This is a genomic window from Longicatena caecimuris (genome assembly GCF_018406465.1).
GTDB classification, from domain to species: domain Bacteria; phylum Bacillota_I; class Bacilli_A; order Erysipelotrichales; family Erysipelotrichaceae; genus Longicatena; species Longicatena caecimuris.
The window spans coordinates 96,742-113,592 of sequence record NZ_AP024510.1; the positions used below are offsets into that span (position 1 = coordinate 96,742).

At 38.8% G+C, this 16,851-nt stretch carries 14 protein-coding genes; 13 read left to right on the plus strand and 1 reads right to left on the minus strand.

Annotated features, from left to right (window positions below):
• The first annotated feature begins 24 nt into the window (after positions 1–24).
• The 5 genes from spoIID to KJS44_RS00470 all read left to right on the plus strand — a co-directional run bounded on the left by spoIID (position 25) and on the right by KJS44_RS00470 (position 4,665).
• Complete coding sequence (gene spoIID / locus KJS44_RS00450; RefSeq protein WP_008690976.1) at positions 25–963, plus strand: stage II sporulation protein D; 939 nt, start codon at positions 25–27, stop codon at positions 961–963.
• A 41-nt stretch (positions 964–1,004) separates the two neighbouring features.
• Positions 1,005–1,619 carry a M23 family metallopeptidase gene (locus KJS44_RS00455; protein WP_008690977.1) on the plus strand — a complete coding sequence of 205 codons (615 nt, stop codon included), beginning with the start codon at positions 1,005–1,007 and terminating at the stop codon, positions 1,617–1,619.
• A 140-nt stretch (positions 1,620–1,759) separates the two neighbouring features.
• Positions 1,760–2,746 carry a rod shape-determining protein gene (gene mreB / locus KJS44_RS00460; protein ID WP_008690978.1) on the plus strand — a complete coding sequence of 329 codons (987 nt, stop codon included), beginning with the start codon at positions 1,760–1,762 and terminating at the stop codon, positions 2,744–2,746.
• A gap of 27 nt (positions 2,747–2,773) precedes the next feature.
• Entirely contained in the window at positions 2,774–3,856 is a 1,083-nt protein-coding gene (locus KJS44_RS00465; protein ID WP_008690981.1) for an MraY family glycosyltransferase, read from the plus strand.
• 239 nt (positions 3,857–4,095) lie between these two features.
• A complete protein-coding gene (locus KJS44_RS00470; protein WP_008690983.1) occupies positions 4,096–4,665 on the plus strand; it encodes a hypothetical protein in 570 nt (189 codons plus the stop codon).
• A gap of 67 nt (positions 4,666–4,732) precedes the next feature.
• Here the strand turns inward: KJS44_RS00470 and KJS44_RS00475 are convergent, their stop codons facing one another.
• Entirely contained in the window at positions 4,733–6,097 is a 1,365-nt protein-coding gene (locus KJS44_RS00475; RefSeq protein WP_008690984.1) for an MATE family efflux transporter, read from the minus strand.
• Between the two features lie 168 nt (positions 6,098–6,265).
• On the opposite strand from KJS44_RS00475, the gene KJS44_RS00480 reads away from it, so the two are divergent.
• The 8 genes from KJS44_RS00480 (at position 6,266) to dusB (ending at position 16,660) form a co-directional block, all read left to right on the plus strand.
• Positions 6,266–8,143, plus strand: a complete 1,878-nt coding sequence (locus KJS44_RS00480) for a SpoIIE family protein phosphatase (RefSeq protein ID WP_008690985.1) — start codon at positions 6,266–6,268, stop codon at positions 8,141–8,143.
• A gap of 149 nt (positions 8,144–8,292) precedes the next feature.
• Positions 8,293–9,513 carry a tRNA lysidine(34) synthetase TilS gene (tilS, locus tag KJS44_RS00485; RefSeq protein WP_213540148.1) on the plus strand — a complete coding sequence of 407 codons (1,221 nt, stop codon included), beginning with the start codon at positions 8,293–8,295 and terminating at the stop codon, positions 9,511–9,513.
• 27 nt (positions 9,514–9,540) lie between these two features.
• A complete protein-coding gene (hpt, locus tag KJS44_RS00490) occupies positions 9,541–10,080 on the plus strand; it encodes a hypoxanthine phosphoribosyltransferase (protein WP_008690987.1) in 540 nt (179 codons plus the stop codon).
• A 20-nt stretch (positions 10,081–10,100) separates the two neighbouring features.
• Positions 10,101–12,134 carry an ATP-dependent zinc metalloprotease FtsH gene (gene ftsH, locus KJS44_RS00495; RefSeq protein WP_008690988.1) on the plus strand — a complete coding sequence of 678 codons (2,034 nt, stop codon included), beginning with the start codon at positions 10,101–10,103 and terminating at the stop codon, positions 12,132–12,134.
• Positions 12,135–12,414: 280 nt separating this feature from the next.
• On the plus strand, positions 12,415–13,176 hold the full coding sequence (locus KJS44_RS00500) for a helix-turn-helix transcriptional regulator (protein WP_008690996.1): 762 nt from the start codon (positions 12,415–12,417) through the stop codon (positions 13,174–13,176).
• Positions 13,177–13,253: 77 nt separating this feature from the next.
• Positions 13,254–14,588: an MATE family efflux transporter gene (locus KJS44_RS00505; protein ID WP_008690997.1), complete on the plus strand. Its 1,335-nt coding sequence runs from the start codon at positions 13,254–13,256 to the stop codon at positions 14,586–14,588.
• 178 nt (positions 14,589–14,766) lie between these two features.
• The gene (gene hslO, locus KJS44_RS00510) at positions 14,767–15,654 is read left to right on the plus strand and encodes an Hsp33 family molecular chaperone HslO (RefSeq protein ID WP_008690998.1); all 888 of its coding nucleotides are present in this window, start codon (positions 14,767–14,769) and stop codon (positions 15,652–15,654) included.
• Positions 15,644–16,660, plus strand: a complete 1,017-nt coding sequence (gene dusB, locus KJS44_RS00515; RefSeq protein ID WP_008690999.1) for a tRNA dihydrouridine synthase DusB — start codon at positions 15,644–15,646, stop codon at positions 16,658–16,660. Before hslO ends, dusB begins: the two co-directional genes overlap by 11 nt.
• Positions 16,661–16,851: the final 191 nt, after the last annotated feature.

Consider the following 16,851-nt stretch of genomic DNA (forward strand, 5'->3'; position numbering starts at 1 on the left):
CCATGATAGGGGAGGTGTGAGGCTTTGAAGGAAACATGCAAGGCAGTCGCGCTTGTTCTCAGCATCATTGTTATCTTTTACTTATGGTTACATATTGGAGATGGAAAGCAGTCATCGCTTAAATGGCAGACACAGGAAGAGAAATCTTTTACAGCTGAAAAGCAGAAAGAATCTAAAAAGAAAGTACATGTCGTCAGACAAGATGGCAGTGAGCTGCATTTGGCTATGGATGATTATTTACGTGGTGTCATAGCCTCTGAAATGTCAGCATCTTTTGAAATGGAAGCATTAAAAGCGCAATGTGTTGCGGCGAGGACCTTTGTGATACGGCGAGGCTTAGAAGTAGATGATACGACACAGACACAAGTTTATCATGATGATAAACAATTAAAGCAAATATGGGGGGCATCCTATGCGAAGTATTCTAAACGTATCAAACAGGCCGTGAAAGAGACATCTGGAGAAATTTTGACGTATCAGGGAAAACCGATATCCGCAGTGTTTTTTAGCGGCTCTTGTGGGAAAACGGCAAATGCGGAGGAGTATTGGGAAAGTAAAACGCCCTACTTGCGTAGTGTCGATTCCCATTGGGATAAAAAGGAAAAGGGATATGAAAAAACGGTAACGATCGATAGCAATACCTTTCATACGAAATTGGGTTTTCAAAATCCTGTCAGCGAAATCAGTGAGCCGCTTCGATATGCCAGCGGTTATGTAAAAAGTATAAAAATCGATGGTATAACATTTAGCGGACGCAGTATAAGAGAGAAGTTAAATCTTCGCTCTTCTTGTTTCACTATTAAAAAAACCGGGGATGCTTATCGCATCACGACAAAAGGATATGGGCATGGTTTAGGAATGTCACAGTATGGTGCTCAGGGGATGGCATTGGAAGGTAAGAGCTATCAGGAAATCCTACATCATTATTACACTGATGTAAAGATTGAAAAAAAGGATGTATAAAGGAATTTCATAAGGGAATAATCATCACTAGAGGTGATGAAATGTATAGCTATACGAAAGAAAAAAACACATCAAAACGAAGACTGATTGTTGCATTAAGCTGTGTGCTGGTGATTGCCGTAGCGTTTATCAGCTATGAATACACAAGCCGCAAGGATAAAGAGGACACGGCAGTGTTCAAGGAAAGTGTTCCGGTATTGTCATTGCCGGATACCACGCAGAAAGGCATCCATCCATTCAATGTAGAAGCGAAAACGGTGTTAGAATACTTTGATGGTAAGGATCATGAAGTTGACAGCATGACAAAGTTTGAAGGTGTCTATCGTGCCAATCAGGGAATTGATTATGCATGTAACGATGAAGCCTTTGATGTTTTAGCTGTTTTTGCCGGTGATGTCAGTGAGGTGAAAGAAGATGCCTTGTTTGGAAAGAGTGTTACCATCAAGAGCAAGGATCTTTCCATCACCTATCAAAGCCTGGATGATGTGGCATTAAAACAAGGTGATAAAGTGAATCAGGGTGATGCCATTGCTAAAGCGGGTACGAATATTTACAATAAAGAGTTAGGAAAGCATTTGCATATGGTCGTTGAAAAAAATGGTACGATCATAGATCCGAAAACCGTCTTTGACAAGACTTTGAGCGAGATAAAATAGTACCTAAAGGGTACTATTTTCATATCCGTAAAATAAGAAAGCGGTTAAATCTTAAGGATGTCTGAAGTTTGCAGAATTTGCCTTTTTTAATCGGAATTTTATGTTATAATGATATTTGCTTGAAGAACGGAGGAATAACTATGTTTTCGAAAGAAGTAGGAATCGACTTAGGAACAGCGAACTTATTAATGTATGTAAAAGGCGAGGGTATCGTTATTGACGAACCTAGCGTCGTGGCAATAGATGCAGAAACAAAAAAATGTCTGGCTGCAGGCCAGGAAGCAAAGGATATGCTTGGAAGAACACCAGGCAGAGTATTGGCAATCCGTCCTTTAAAGGATGGCGTTATCGCGGACTTTGAAGTAACCGAAATTATGCTGAATTTCTTCTTTAAGAAATTGGCAATCAAGGGAATGTTCAAACGTCCTACGATTCTGATTTGTTGTCCAAGCAATATTACAAGTGTGGAAAGAAATGCCATTCGTGATGCCGCTTATCGCGCAGGGGCAAAAAAAGTATTTATTGAAGAAGAACCAAAAGTAGCAGCGGTTGGTGCCGGTTTGGATATCGGTAAGCCAAGTGGCTGTATGGTATTGGATATCGGTGGTGGTACTACCGATGTTGCGGTTATTTCTTTAGGGGAAATCGTATCCAGTACATCTTTGAAGATTGCCGGAGATACCTTTGATCGTGATATCATTAAATTTGTAAAAGAAGAAAAGAAACTGTTGATCGGTGATCGTACAGCCGAAGAAGTGAAGAAAAATATCGGTACTGCTTGGAAAGGCAGCTTACATGAAACAATGGAAGTCAGCGGACGTGACTTGGTTACCGGCTTACCAACAACGATTTCCTTATGCTCTGAGGAAATTCAGGGTAGTATGGCAGAAAGCCTGCAGGATGTTGTACGTGCTTGTAAAACGGTATTGGAACAGACACCTCCGGAATTGGCTAGCGATATTGTTACCAGAGGTATCGTATTAACCGGTGGTGGTGCATTGTTGCATGGTATTGATGAATTATTGCGTAATGAATTACATATTCCAGTATATGTTGCGGAAAATGCATTGCGCTGTGTTGCAGAAGGAACCGGAATCTTATTGGAGAATTTGCATCTGGTACGCTAAAACACATAAGATAAGCGAGGTGAATCTATGGATTACCTGAAATATCTATTGATTCCGTTGTTACTATCGGCTTTTCTGACACCTTTCTTAAAAGTTGTGGCAACGCGATTAGAAATTTATGCCTTAGAAAATGAACGAACGGTACATAGTGGCAAAATTGCCCGTATTGGCGGAGTTGCCATCTATGTATCTTTTGTTGTGTGTATGGCGGTGTTTATGAAAACCGATATGACCATCAATGGGATCTTGATTGGCGGAAGTATTATGTTTATCGGCGGATTGATTGATGATATGGTAAACTTATCGCCGAAATTGAAATTATTATTTGAAATAGCTGCTGCCATTGTACTGATGATGGTAGGAAAGGTGAGTTTAGATGTCATTCGTTTACCTTTAGGTATTACGATTGATATGGGAATCATCTCTTTCTTAGTAACTTTTGTCTGGATCATCGGGATTACCAATGCGGTCAATCTGATTGATGGATTGGATGGCTTAGCCGGTGGTATCAGTACGATTATTTTGATTGTGGTTGCATGTCTTTCTGCTATTGAAGGACGTATGGATATTCAAACGATGTCGTTGATCTTGGCGGGTGCAACGATGGGGTTCCTCATTTATAATTCACATCCGGCAAGCATCTTTATGGGAGATTGCGGTGCGTTATTCTTAGGCTTTATCATATCAGCGATTTCTTTATTAGGCTTTAAGAGTTCTACGATCATGACATTGGCCTTACCGATTTTATTATTGGCGGTACCGATTGTGGATACCTTAGGTGCAATCTTACGAAGAAAATTGTCCGGGCATAAATTCTCAGATGCGGATAAAAAACATGTGCATCATTTGTTGATGCAGCGTTTCGGGCAACGAAATACAGTGCTAATTTTGTATGTGGTTACAGCTTTGTTTGGTTTTACCGCATATATCTATTTGGTGAATAAAACGGCTGGCTTTGTTGTTCTCTTCATCATTGCCTTGATTGTTGAATTGTTCATTGAAGGCAGTGGCATGATATCGAAACAATTTCATCCTTTGTTATCGGTGATAAGAGGCGTTAAAAAACGATTCCTAATAATCTGCCATAAATTTAGTAAAAGAAGTAATTAAATATAAATGTGAGACGTCGATGTATATGGGCGTCTTTTTTCGTATGGTTATAGGAAGAGAAAAAGTTTATATAAAGAAAACTTTCCGATTTAATATCTTTCAAAATGCTTGGTAAATAAACACCTATGAAATATTGGAATTATAAAAAGCTTTCATTTTTATTCAGGAAAATACATAAATCTTTTCACTTTTACAAAAACACCGGTTCCTCTGTCGTATAGTTTTATGAGGTGATAGATGTGGAACTAAAGGAATTGCAAGAAATTTTAGATAAGGATGAGAAGAAAGGAAAGATTGTAGAGAAAGCATATTGGGAAGAGCTTTGGCAACATTACATAGAAGAAAAAAGTCAGGATTATCGCAGTTTGGAAGTGAAGGATGCGATACCTAAACTGATTAGTGATATGAATTTACGCGAACGACGTAATATCACGAATTGTAATGAATTGGGAGTGGATATTCGTGTTGGTGATATTTGTTATATTGATTTTGGCGAAGCTTATATTTATGAAATCGGATTTCAACATTTTGGTATCATCATGACTTTATTTCACAACAAAGCGTTTGTTGTGCCGATGAGTGGGAATCACAGTGCTTATGTACAGGCTTATGGGAAAGACAATCCAAAAGGTAAACGTCATTTGATGCGGCTTGGCAAGATTCGGGGCATGAATAAGGAATCGGTTTTATTTATCAATGATGCTAAGTGGATCAATACGGCACGTATTATAGATGTGAAATCACATTTAGATAAAAATAGTAATCTGTTTCGTGAAATAAAAGAACGTGTGAAACAATGCTTAGATTAAAAAGCATCCTTAGGGATGCTAGGTGTTAAAACATTTCATCGTTAGATGTTAGGACTAACTTTTGGGATCACATCAGGGATTCGCTGGTCTGTATTAAGATATGAATCCATTTTTTTGAATGGAAACGCCATAAAGTGATGAGCGCTTTGACAATTTCATCACTAAAGGATAATGCTACGACCAAAGGAAGTGGAAGTTTCCATACGGCTGCGCCTAGGAATGCCAGCGGTATCGCAATACACCAAATGCCGATGACATCACATGCCATACAAAAGCGGGTATCGCCACCTGCTCGAAGAATACCGCAGATATGCACATAGGACATCATCTTCGGGGTATTATAAAGCGCAAAGGCGATGATGGTCGCATCTAATAAACGACTCGTAGCTTCATCATAGTTATAAATATCTACGATCATAGCACGACTGGCATATAGCAGAATACTCATGGTCAGACAGAATCCCAGATTCATCAGAATAAAGATTTTTCCATAGGTATAGGCAAGATCACTACGTTGGCGTCCTAATTCATTTCCGATCATGACAGCACAGGCATTGCCTAAACCAAAGAATACGCATTGGAATAAATCATTAATAACACTCGCCACTTGTACAACTGCCACAGCACTGGTGCCCAATAATCCATAAGCCATGAAGCAGACCGTTGTACCTACGCTCCAAGCACTTTCACTTGCCGCTACCGGCAGAGCCGTTTTCACAACACGTTTTAATAATTCATGATCCAAATGTGTAATCGTAAATAAATCTGCGGCTAAAGGATGCTCCTTACTGGTGTATACGTAAGTTAGGATAAAGACCATTTCAATTAAGCGGGCAATGAGGGTAGCTATCGCCGCTCCCTGGGCACCTAATTGAGGCATATAGAAATTACCATATATTAAACCATAATTAAGAATGGTATTAATCGTTATGGCAATAATCGTTGCAATAGTTGGTATGCGCAGGTTATGAATGGCACGCGAGTTAAAACTCATTAAAAAAGAAAAGGCAGTCATAATATAGGTGAAGCAGGTAATCCGTAGATATTGTGCGCCTATTTGAATGGCGTGTGCATCTCTTACGAAGAGTCTTAAGATGCCAGGGGCAAATAAAAAAGCAGTGATACAGGTGAATACGGATAGGATAAAACCAATCCGCATTTGAATAGCGATGACCTTTCGGATGTTTTTCACATCATGAATCCCCCAATATTGCGACACAAAAATACTAGCACCGCTATAAATACCAAAACAGATAGTAGAAAAGATAAAATAAACTTTATTAGCAGCTCCCACAGCAGCTAATTCGGCAACACCGACACTCCCGATCATGAAGGTATCAATCATATTCAAACTTAACGATATGATCTGTTGAATGATGATGGGCAGACCGATGGTCAGCATCGTAGATAAAAAAACACGACGATTTATCATATAGATCCCCTTTCAAAACAAGATTATTTTATCAGAAAACAACAAGAAATGACAGATGGTTTCACATGTTCAGTATATCTTGTGGTGATTATGTAAAGATAAGACAAAAACTGACAGAATCCTTGAGAAAACACTTTTATAATCGTGTCATGAAAGAGGTGGTTTCGGTTGGAAAAGGCAGTCATTAAGAAAACAAGGGGGAAAGCGCTTTTGCGTCCCAGTGATATTGTTTGTGGTATTTTAGCGATTTACATAGGTATCAGCGACACGGTGGTATCTCCGCTCATCATTTTTTTATTTGTAGCATATTCTTATTTACGTAGTAATAAAGAGGCCTGTATCAGCGTGTTTTTCATACTGTTATTGGCATTACAGAAAGATATTCTCACGGCATATTTTTATGCATTAGGATTTTCGTTGTTTTTTGTTTTGTTGTACATAGTGAAAATCTTGAATCGTAATCTTTATCAATGGATTCCCTTTGTGATAGGTTTGGTATTGATTCCTTATGCGATACGGCAATTTAACATAACCCCGAAAGCTATGATTGAACCAATGATTGGCGGTATTCTGATGTATCAAACATGTTCACAATATGGCTGGACACAGAAACGCTATGCCCTTACTGAAAGCATGTATGGCGCAATGCTTATGAGTATCGCCCTGGTGTTAGCTGCCAGTATGCCATTATATTACACACCAATACTTCTTTTTGCGTATTTGTTAATCACTATTATCTGTACACGGGAAAGTGCTGCAGCACTTTTAGGAATTTTATTTTTATTACCCATTCATGAAGAGGCGCTATTCTTAGTATTAGGAATCTGCATGATCTTTAAAGATAAAAAAGCTTTGTGTTGTTTTATCCTTATCCTAAGTTATTTTTTCCTTCCTTCGACAATGTTTACTTATGCTTATCTTGGTGTTGCAATCTTATCTGTACTCATCCTGCGTGTGGAGTATATTCCCTTGTTATACTTGGAAACAAAGGAAACAATGCTTCCTTATAGGGGGAATGATAATCTATTGCGTAGACAGATGCAAAATTATGCCGGTATCTTTCAATCACTGGCAGAGTATTATGAGGGCATTCATCAGACGGGGGCTGAATTACTATTAAATATGGCAAATGCATTGCAATATAATGCAGAAGAGATTCAGAAGATACCGTTAGAAGGGAAACGCTATGAACAATTACAAAAAGCCTTAGAGGGTTATCAATTCAGCGTAGAAACTTTACATATAGAGGAAAGCAGTGATGGCAGTTTGCAATTACATCTGGAAGTCGGCAATTTACGGCGAGGGGAAATTCATATGACCTTGCAGCCATTATTGGAAACTTTGTTACATCGTAAACTGCAAGTCTTAGAAGTTCAAAAGAAACGTTTTGTCCGAGGGTTTTCCATCTTATTTGCAGATGCCTTACCTTTTGATATAGAGGCATATGGCGATAGTATCCGTAATTCTTATACCGGAAATGGCGATAGTTACTCAATCTTCCGTTTTCGCCAAAGTATGATTTGTATGATCAGTGATGGTATGGGAAATGGTGAAAATGCAGCACGCAGTTCTCGTTTGATTACCAGTTTATTTCAGCGTATGATCATCAGTGGCATACCACAGGATAGTGCCATTCGCTGTATCAACAAATTGATTCAAAGTGACACCTATGCGACCTTGGATGTAATCTGCATCAATCGCTCCAGCGGGATGGCATATATTTCGAAATCAGCCGCATGTCCAACATTCTTATTACGTGATGAGCATCTGCATGAAATCAATGGTAATGCCTTGCCGGTAGGAATCATATCGGCTATAGAACCAGATTGCTTCGAAGTAGCCTTGCAAGAAGGTGATGAATTCTTAATGATCTCTGATGGCATTACCCGCAGTGAGGTAAGTGCATGGCTTTCACAGCGTAAAAAAGAAGATTTAAAAGAAGATGTTGCCGCCTTTAGCGATACTTTATCACGTCAACGAAGAAAAGACGATTCCACCTTAATCGCTATAAAAGTATGTAAGGCAAACGCACAGATAGGGGCATGATCATGATATACGCTTTGCATTGTGTAAGTAGGTAAGACTGTATGTACGCAGTCTTTTTTTAAACGACATTTTTCTGTATACCGATGTGAAGTTCATGTGAAATCAATGAAAAACCTTGATTTTCATAGGCTTTAGTATATAATACGCATATGAAAAGTTTAGCCAATCTTTCGCAACAACACGTATATGTCATTGGTGTCAGCGGCGGTCCGGATTCTATGGCATTATTAGATATGTGCAGATCTTATGGTCTGTCTTTTCTTGTGGCACATATGAATTATCAGAAACGCGAAAGTGCATTCCGTGATGAAGAGCTGGTGGTTAATTATTGCCAAAGGTATGAAATCCCATGTTATGTAAAAAGGCAGAAGAAACCATGCAAGGGAAACTTTCAGGCATTTGCCAGAGCAGAACGTTATCATTTCTATCACGAATTACTTGAAAAATATCATGGTGATGCCATCTTGTTGGCACATCATTTAGATGATCACTTAGAAACGTATCTGATGCAGATGGAAAGAGGTTCTAAGGGTGTGTATTATGGGATTCAAGAAGAAACGGTATTATATGATTGTAAGGTTCTGCGTCCACTATTATCCTATACCAAACAGGAATTATTAGCATATTGTATTGAACATCAAGTTCCGTATGGCTTTGATGAAAGTAACTTTACAGATGATTATACAAGGAATCGGATTCGTCATTCTTATATTGATCATATGAGCCGTAAGGAAAAGGAAGAGCTGGCGGCTGAAATAGCAGAGAAGAATAATAAAGCACAACAGGTATTAGAGAAGACAAAGGCTTTTTTAGCAGTTTGGCAGTATGATGTGGCAGCTTTATGCGAGCTTGATGAAAATTTTCGTAAACAAGTTTTACGTACATGGATTTATCAAGAATGCAAAGAACATGTATCAGAAAAGCTGTTAGATCAATTGGCAGGCCTGCTTTTTAAGGCAAATAATTGGACAAGTGATATCGGAAAACGCTATTGTATGAGTAAGGAATATGGCATTGTGCATATTCATGTGAAAGATATGCCATTCTATGCCTATGTACTGCATGAAGTAGCATGTTTGCATACACCTTATTTTCATACTAGCTTAACAGGAAAGAGCTGTGAGGCGCTAACCTTATATCCGCAGGATTTTCCAATTACGATTCGTAATGTACAAGAAGGCGATGCTATCGTATTGCGGTTGGGTAGAAAAAAGGTGCATCGTTGGTTTATTGATCGCAAAATTCCTTCTTGGGAAAGAAAATGTTGGCCGGTTGTTGTCAACGCACAGGGAAATGTGATTTTAGTACCGCAAATCGGTTGTGATATTGCACATTTCTCTAACAATCCAAGCATATTTGTGGTAAAATAGTTTATAGCTGTATTAGGAGGAATAACGATGCATGAAGTTGTAGAAAAGGTATTGGTTTCACAGGATGAAATCATTCATAAATGTGCAGAACTCGGCGCAAAGATTACGAGTGATTATAAAGCTTTGAATGAGGTTCCTTATGTCGTAGGCTTATTAAAAGGAAGCGTTCCCTTCATGGCGGAAATTATTAAGCATATTGATTTAGATATTCAAATAGATTTTATGGATGTATCCAGTTATCAGGGGACAAAGTCTGTAGGAGATATTCGTATAGATAAGGATTTGGATTGTTCCGTACAAGGATTATCCATTCTGTTAGTTGAAGATATCGTCGATACCGGCAGAACATTAAAGGAAGTAAAACGTACATTGATGAATAAGGGTGCCAAGGATGTGAAGGTTGTATCATTGCTTGACAAACCGGATCGTCGTGTTGTTGATATAGAGGCAGAATATGTAGGATTTGCCATTCCAAATGAATTTGTCATTGGATATGGTTTAGATTATGACCAGAAGTATCGCAATCTGCCATACATTGGAGTTTTAAAACGCGAAATCTATGAATAAGCAAAAAGGAGGCGTATCATATGAACAATAAAAAGGTAATAAGTCTGTTGCCTTATATTCTTGTTATTTCTATTATGGTCCTTCTGATTACATTTGGAAATGGTAGTAACACAAAAGAGTTCAATTATAATGAATTTGCGGCGCAAGCTGAAAATTTATCATTTAAAGAAGTCAATATGTCTATGGGTACTACCGTCATCGGAGTCAGAGGAACCTATCAGAATGGCGATAGCACGAAGAGTTTTACAGTCAGTGTGCCACGCACGGATGACAATGTAAAATGGCTGAGTGAATTATTTGAAAAGAATAAGAAGACAAAAGTGAATGTATTAGATGCAAATAAGGAAAGTGTATTAGAAGTTTTCCTTAAAAGCGTATTGCCTTTCTTGATTCTTGGTGGAGCAGCAATCTTCCTGTTCTCTCGTATGAATGCAGGAGGCAATAACAAGGCCTTTGAATTTAGTAAATCCAGGGCGAAGATAGAAAGCAGCATTAAAGTGCGTTTTAAGGATGTTGCCGGATGTGATGAAGAAAAAGAAGAAGTGAAGGAAATCATTGATTACCTGAAAGACCCAAAACGCTTTACCGATATGGGTGCTCGTATTCCTAAGGGGATGCTGATGGTTGGTCCTCCGGGTACCGGTAAGACTTTGTTGGCGAAAGCGGTGGCCGGAGAAGCAGATGTGCCTTTCTTCTCAATCAGTGGATCTGACTTTGTGGAAATGTTTGTCGGTACCGGTGCTAGCCGTGTGCGCGACATGTTTAAAAAAGCTCAGCAACACGCACCATGTATCGTCTTTATTGATGAAATTGATGCGGTTGGACGCCAGCGTGGAGCCGGTATGGGCGGTGGAAACGATGAACGTGAACAAACCTTAAACCAGCTGTTGGTAGAGATGGATGGTATGGGTGAAAATAAAGGTATTGTCATTATTGCTGCAACGAATCGCCCGGATGTCTTAGATCCTGCCTTATTACGAAGCGGACGTTTTGACCGCCAGATTACGGTTAATCTTCCGGATAAGAAAGGCCGTTATGAAATCTTAAAGGTACATGCCCGCAATAAGAAATTGGCAAAGGATATTTCTTTGGAGTCTTTGGCGAAACGTACTCCGGGATTCTCTGGTGCGGATTTGGAAAACGTGTTAAATGAAGGTGCCATTTTGGCCGTTCGTGATAAACGTAAGATGATTACGATGGAAGATTTAGATGAAGCTATCGACCGTGTAATGATGGGTCCGGCGAAGAAATCAAAGAAGTATACGGAGAAAGAGAAACGTCTGGTAGCTTATCATGAGGCAGGGCATGCGGTAATTGGTCTGAAACTTGAGGATGCCGATAAGGTAGAAAAAGTAACGATTATTCCACGTGGAGAAGCCGGTGGCTATAACCTCATGACACCGAAGGAAGAAAAATTGTTCCCGACAAAAGCTGATTTTATGAGCCAGATTACTGGATTAATGGGTGGTCGTGTGGCCGAAGAAGTCATGTTTAATGAAATTTCTGCCGGCGCTAGCAATGATATTCAAAAGGCGACAAAGATTGCGAAAGCAATGGTAAGAAGTTGGGGTATGTCTTCCCTTGGACCTATTCAATATGATGATGGTACAGGAAATGTTTTCTTAGGAAGAGATTATGGCAGCGGAAGTAATTATTCCGGAGAGATTGCTTATGAAATTGATAAGGAAATCCGGAAGATCATTAATGAGTGTTATGATCAGGCAAAGAAACTGATTGAGGACAATAAAGATCTGTTAACATTGATTGCGGAAAATCTGATTGAAGAAGAAACCATTACAAGTGAGCAGATTAATAATTTAATGACTTATGGTAAATTGACTTCTCCGGAACAGGAACAGCGGAAAGAACAAGCCCGTATAGAAGCAGAAAGAGAAGAAGAACGTTCTGCGCAAGCTCAGGCAGAAGCTGAAAATCCAACACAGGAAGTAGAAGATAATGAAACTTCTTTGAAGCGAGAAGAAGAAAAACAAAAAGCGCAGAAGAGTTTTGAAGAAGCGTTAAAAGAATTAACGAAACACGACAATGAAGAATAACAATGGGAAGCCAAATCATTGGCTTCCTTTCCTTATTCATAGGGGTGAAAACAAATAAGAGGATAGGATAAGGATTGCGAAAGGCTGTTCCTAATCGATCATTTATGCTAGTATCATGATAAATGGATAAGGTTTATTTTATAGTTACTATCAATAGCCATAGGTTGTAAAACTTAAATGATACTCTTTAAAACAGATATGAAATAAGCGTGTAAATCGTAGTGCTTTATTTAATGAAATAGGAGTTATGTGTTTCCTTGATAGAAAAGGAGGGAAATGGATGGCATTTAAGAAAAGATTAAGGGCTTATCGTATTGCACAAAAACTGAGTTATGAAGAACTTGCTTTATTATGTAATGTAACACCATGGACCATCAGAAGATGGGAACTTGGATTAGGTAAAGCAAATGAAGAGCAAATGGCAAAGTTGATTAAGCTTTTGCACATCCCAGAGGAAATAAGTGAGAATAGCATGCCAATTAAGCAGCGTATGGGTAAGGATAAAAGTACTTTTTTTAAAGGTTGTGAATATACTTCTTCCTGCAAAGTATTTGGGATTCCTTTGCTTGCTGTTCAACTTGGTTTGGGAAGGAACAGAAATGGAAAACGACGAATAGCGAAAGGCATCATTGCCATCGGTAATACAGCTGTGGGGGTGATATCGCTTGGCATGATGAGCTTTGGTATTTTATCTTTTGGCCTATTAAGCTTTGGCTTCCTTTTTTGTTTAGGTGTGTTGGCAATCGGAGTGTATGCTTTAGGAGCGCTAGCTATAGGCTATATCAGTGTTGGTACTTTAGCTATTGGCATGTATAGTATCGGGGTTATTTCCATTGGCTTTGAAGTAAGCTTTGGTATCGTTGCTTATGGGCATCTGACAATCGGAACGCACGCTTTTGGTGATACGATGCTTCTCTTGGCGAATAAACAAGATTGTTATTTAGATAGTACAGCGATGAAAACCGTGATGCTATTGTTGGCAGAAAACGATTATCCCTTTTTGATACGCTTCCTTTTAACACATATCCCTATCTGTATATGATCAAGGGGATGCGTATAAAAGTCATTGTTTCGCAAGTTAATTTATGTTAGAATAATGCGTAAATGCGAGGTGATGCTATGAAGAATATGACACAAGGGAATGTTATGAAATTGTTGTTGAGTTTTGCTGTTCCGGTCCTTTTGGGAAATATCTTTCAGCAATTTTATACTATGGCAGATACGATGATGGTAGGACAGATTTTAGGGGTACGTGCCTTAGCTGCTATGGGAGCTACTGCTTCCTTATCCGGTTTGGTCATTGGTCTGGTAAGTGGTGTATCTATGGGAGTATCAATATTGATAGCACAGTATTACGGGGCTAGGGATCAGGAAGGCATGAAAATGGCAACTTATGGATGTATTTTGTTATGTATGTCCAGTGTGGTAATTATCGTGCTTGCCGCGATGCTTTTAAAGACACCAATTCTTTCCTTACTTCAGACACCGAAAAGTATTCTTTCGATGGCAGATGGGTATTTAACTATCATATTTATGGGATTGTTTATTACTATGGCATATAATATGATGGCAAGTATGTTACGCTCAATTGGTGATAGTAAGACACCATTATATTTTCTCATCATTGCCTCTTTAACCAACATCGCCTTAGATTATCTTTTTATTGCTCAATTGCATTTAGGCATCAATGGAGCTGGCTATGCCACCGTACTGGCACAGTTGTTAAGTGTAGTATTATGCTTCCTGTATATGAGAAAGAAATATCCAATGTTTTTCTTGAAAAAAGAAGAATGTCATGTAGAAAGAGAAGTTTTTCTGAAACAAATGTCTATGGGGATTTCCATGGGGCTTATGAATTCCATTGTATCCATCGGTTCAGTAGTCTTACAGAGTGCAGTGAACAGTCTGGGAGAAATGACCATTGCGGCACATGTGGCAGCACGCAAAATTGTGGAGATGTTTATGCAGCCACTGATTTCCATTGCCATTGCTGTTACAACCTTTGTTTCACAAAACTTAGGTGCTAAACAGTATCATCGAATCCGAGAAGGTATGAAAAAAAGTGTATGGATAAGCTTTGGTTGGGTAGGTATCGTCATCTTATTATCCTTTACATGCATTGATTTCTTTATTGGCTTCCTTGTCAATAAGCAACAGACACAGGTTGTTTCACTAGCGGCTTATTATACCAGAATCAGCAGTGTATTTTATTTCATCCTTGCTATCTTATTTATTTATCGTAATGGTTTGCAGGGGCTTGGCAATGGGCGAAGTCCGATTGTATCCAGCTGTATTGAAATGGGCGTTAAGATTATTGCAACCTTTGCTTTGATACCTTTTAGCGGCTATACCGGTGTATGTTTTGCGGAGCCAATTGCCTGGTCATTGATGGGACCTTTTCTCTTTATATTCTTTTACCGGGACCTTAAGAAAAAAGAGCGTATGTTGATCTAAAGAGAAAACATATTGGATATGAAACTATATTTAAGATAAGGGAACTATAACAGACGGTAGCATTTGGAAGATCTTCATGAAAGAAAGTGTTATGTAATAAGCGAAGTGTTATCACTTCCTTTTCTTTTTGTTAATGATTATGGTATACTACAGGTGCAAATTCAAGGAGTGAAGGAAAATGAAAGACTATTTAATAAAAGCATTAGCATGTAATGAACATGTGCGAATTTATATATGTTCCTCTACCGCTTTAGTTGAGGAGGCTCGCAAGCGATTTGATTTATGGCCAACCAGTGCTGCGGCTTTAGGGCGTACACTAAGTGTTGGTTCCATGATGGGAAGTATGCTGAAGAGTGATAAAGAACAATTGACCATTCGTATAAATGGCGGCGGTCCTATTGGAACCATTTTAGTTGATGCATACAGTGATGGACATGTCCGCGGCTTTGTATCCGATCCACATATCATGTTGCAATATAACGATACAGGAAAACTTGCTGTAGGTACAGCGGTAGGAAAAGAAGGTTATTTAGAAGTTATCAAAGATTTGAATATGAAAGAAAACTGGAGTGGCACTGTCGCTTTACAAAGTGGAGAAATCGGTGATGACTTTGCATATTATTTTACGGCCAGTGAACAGACACCATCCGCAGTATCTGTAGGCGTACTTGTAAATCCAGATAATGCTATTCAGGCTGCCGGCGGCATGATCATTCAAATGATGCCAGATGCAGAGGAAGAAGATATTGTAAAAGTAGAAAACATCATAGCGCATATGGAACCTATTTCAAAATTGATCAATGAAGGGGAAAGTTTAGAGGATATTCTTACTTCATTGTTTGATGATGCAACAATCTTATCTAGTCAGGAAATAGCATTTCGCTGTCATTGTGATCGAGCGACTATGAAACGGGTATTAGTAACATTGTCAAAAGAAGAGCGTAAGAAACTGATTGAAGAAGATCATGGTTGTGAGATTACCTGCAATTTCTGTAATGAAAAATATTATTTCAATGAACAGGAGCTGCGTGATTTGGAAGGATTCATAGAACGTTATGCAAGATAAATCGTGGAAGATACGCGATATCACCATACCCAATCAAGTTGTTATTGCACCTATGGCTGGTATCAGTAATCCGGCTTTCCGTGTGATTTGCAAACAATTTGGCGCAGGATTGATTTATACGGAAATGGTAAGTGATAAGGCGTTATATTATGAAAATGAAAAAACATTGCATATGACAGCAGTTGAAAAAGAAGAACATCCTTTGACCATGCAAATCTTTGGACATGATATTGAAACGATGGTCTATGCTGCTAAGTTACTGGATGAAAAAAGTGATTGTGATATCATAGATATCAATATGGGATGTCCGGTGAATAAAATAATCAAATCCAATGCCGGCAGTGCCTTAATGAAGGATATTGATCATGCGGTTACAATGACGAAAGCAGTTGTCGATAGTGTAAAAAAACCGGTTACTGTTAAGATGCGTATAGGCTGGGATATGGATAGCATCAATTGTGTCGAACTGGCAAAAGGGTTAGCATCTGTCGGTGTGTCTGCTTTGGCCGTACATGGCAGAACACGGAAACAAATGTATGAAGGCAAAGCTGATTGGCAATATATCAAAGCTGTCAAACAAGCTGTTTCTATTCCGGTTATGGGAAATGGTGATATACGCAGCAGTGAAGATGCCAAGTGGATGTTGGATACGACTGGTTGTGATGCGATCATGGTAGGTCGCGGTGTATTAGGTGATCCATGGCTGATCAAAGAAATTGCGACATATTTGGCTACCGGTGAAAAGCTGCCACCGGTCAGTGTGAATGAAAAATTTACCATGGCAAGACTTCATGCAAAACGCCTCTGTGATTTAAAGGGTGAACATGTGGGTATGCGGGAAATGCGTGGACATGCCGCATGGTATGTTAAAGGTTTACCAAAAAGTCATCAGTTAAAAGACAGTTTGACAAAGATGGATACATATGCGCAGATGGAAGAAATTTTATGTGCATATGAAAAAGTATATCAAGAATATATAGATAGTTATGTGCCATCCCAACGATAGCTGTTTTAGGCGAAGTGTTTCCATATGTAGGGGGCACTTCGATAATAAGGAAAAGTTGTTTAATAATAAGAACTCTAAAATTTGGAATACACCAAAAAAGGAGTTCTTTTTATTTGATCTTTCATCTTTATATCATATAATTATCACATAATAATTAAGAAATTTTCCCTTGGAATTGCTTGTTGTTTTGT

Excerpts from the sequence above, each read along its gene's own strand:
- hpt (WP_008690987.1), top strand. The coding sequence starts at position 9,541 with ATGCATGAAGTTGTAGAAAAGGTATTGGTTTCACAGGATGAAATCATT.
- mreB (WP_008690978.1), top strand. The coding sequence starts at position 1,760 with ATGTTTTCGAAAGAAGTAGGAATCGACTTAGGAACAGCGAACTTATTA.
- hslO (WP_008690998.1), top strand. The coding sequence starts at position 14,767 with ATGAAAGACTATTTAATAAAAGCATTAGCATGTAATGAACATGTGCGA.
- dusB (WP_008690999.1), top strand. The coding sequence starts at position 15,644 with ATGCAAGATAAATCGTGGAAGATACGCGATATCACCATACCCAATCAA.
- KJS44_RS00455 (WP_008690977.1), top strand. The coding sequence starts at position 1,005 with ATGTATAGCTATACGAAAGAAAAAAACACATCAAAACGAAGACTGATT.
- KJS44_RS00465 (WP_008690981.1), top strand. The coding sequence starts at position 2,774 with ATGGATTACCTGAAATATCTATTGATTCCGTTGTTACTATCGGCTTTT.
- tilS (WP_213540148.1), top strand. The coding sequence starts at position 8,293 with ATGAAAAGTTTAGCCAATCTTTCGCAACAACACGTATATGTCATTGGT.
- ftsH (WP_008690988.1), top strand. The coding sequence starts at position 10,101 with ATGAACAATAAAAAGGTAATAAGTCTGTTGCCTTATATTCTTGTTATT.
- KJS44_RS00475 (WP_008690984.1), bottom strand. The coding sequence starts at position 6,097 with ATGATAAATCGTCGTGTTTTTTTATCTACGATGCTGACCATCGGTCTG.
- KJS44_RS00505 (WP_008690997.1), top strand. The coding sequence starts at position 13,254 with ATGAAGAATATGACACAAGGGAATGTTATGAAATTGTTGTTGAGTTTT.
- KJS44_RS00500 (WP_008690996.1), top strand. The coding sequence starts at position 12,415 with ATGGCATTTAAGAAAAGATTAAGGGCTTATCGTATTGCACAAAAACTG.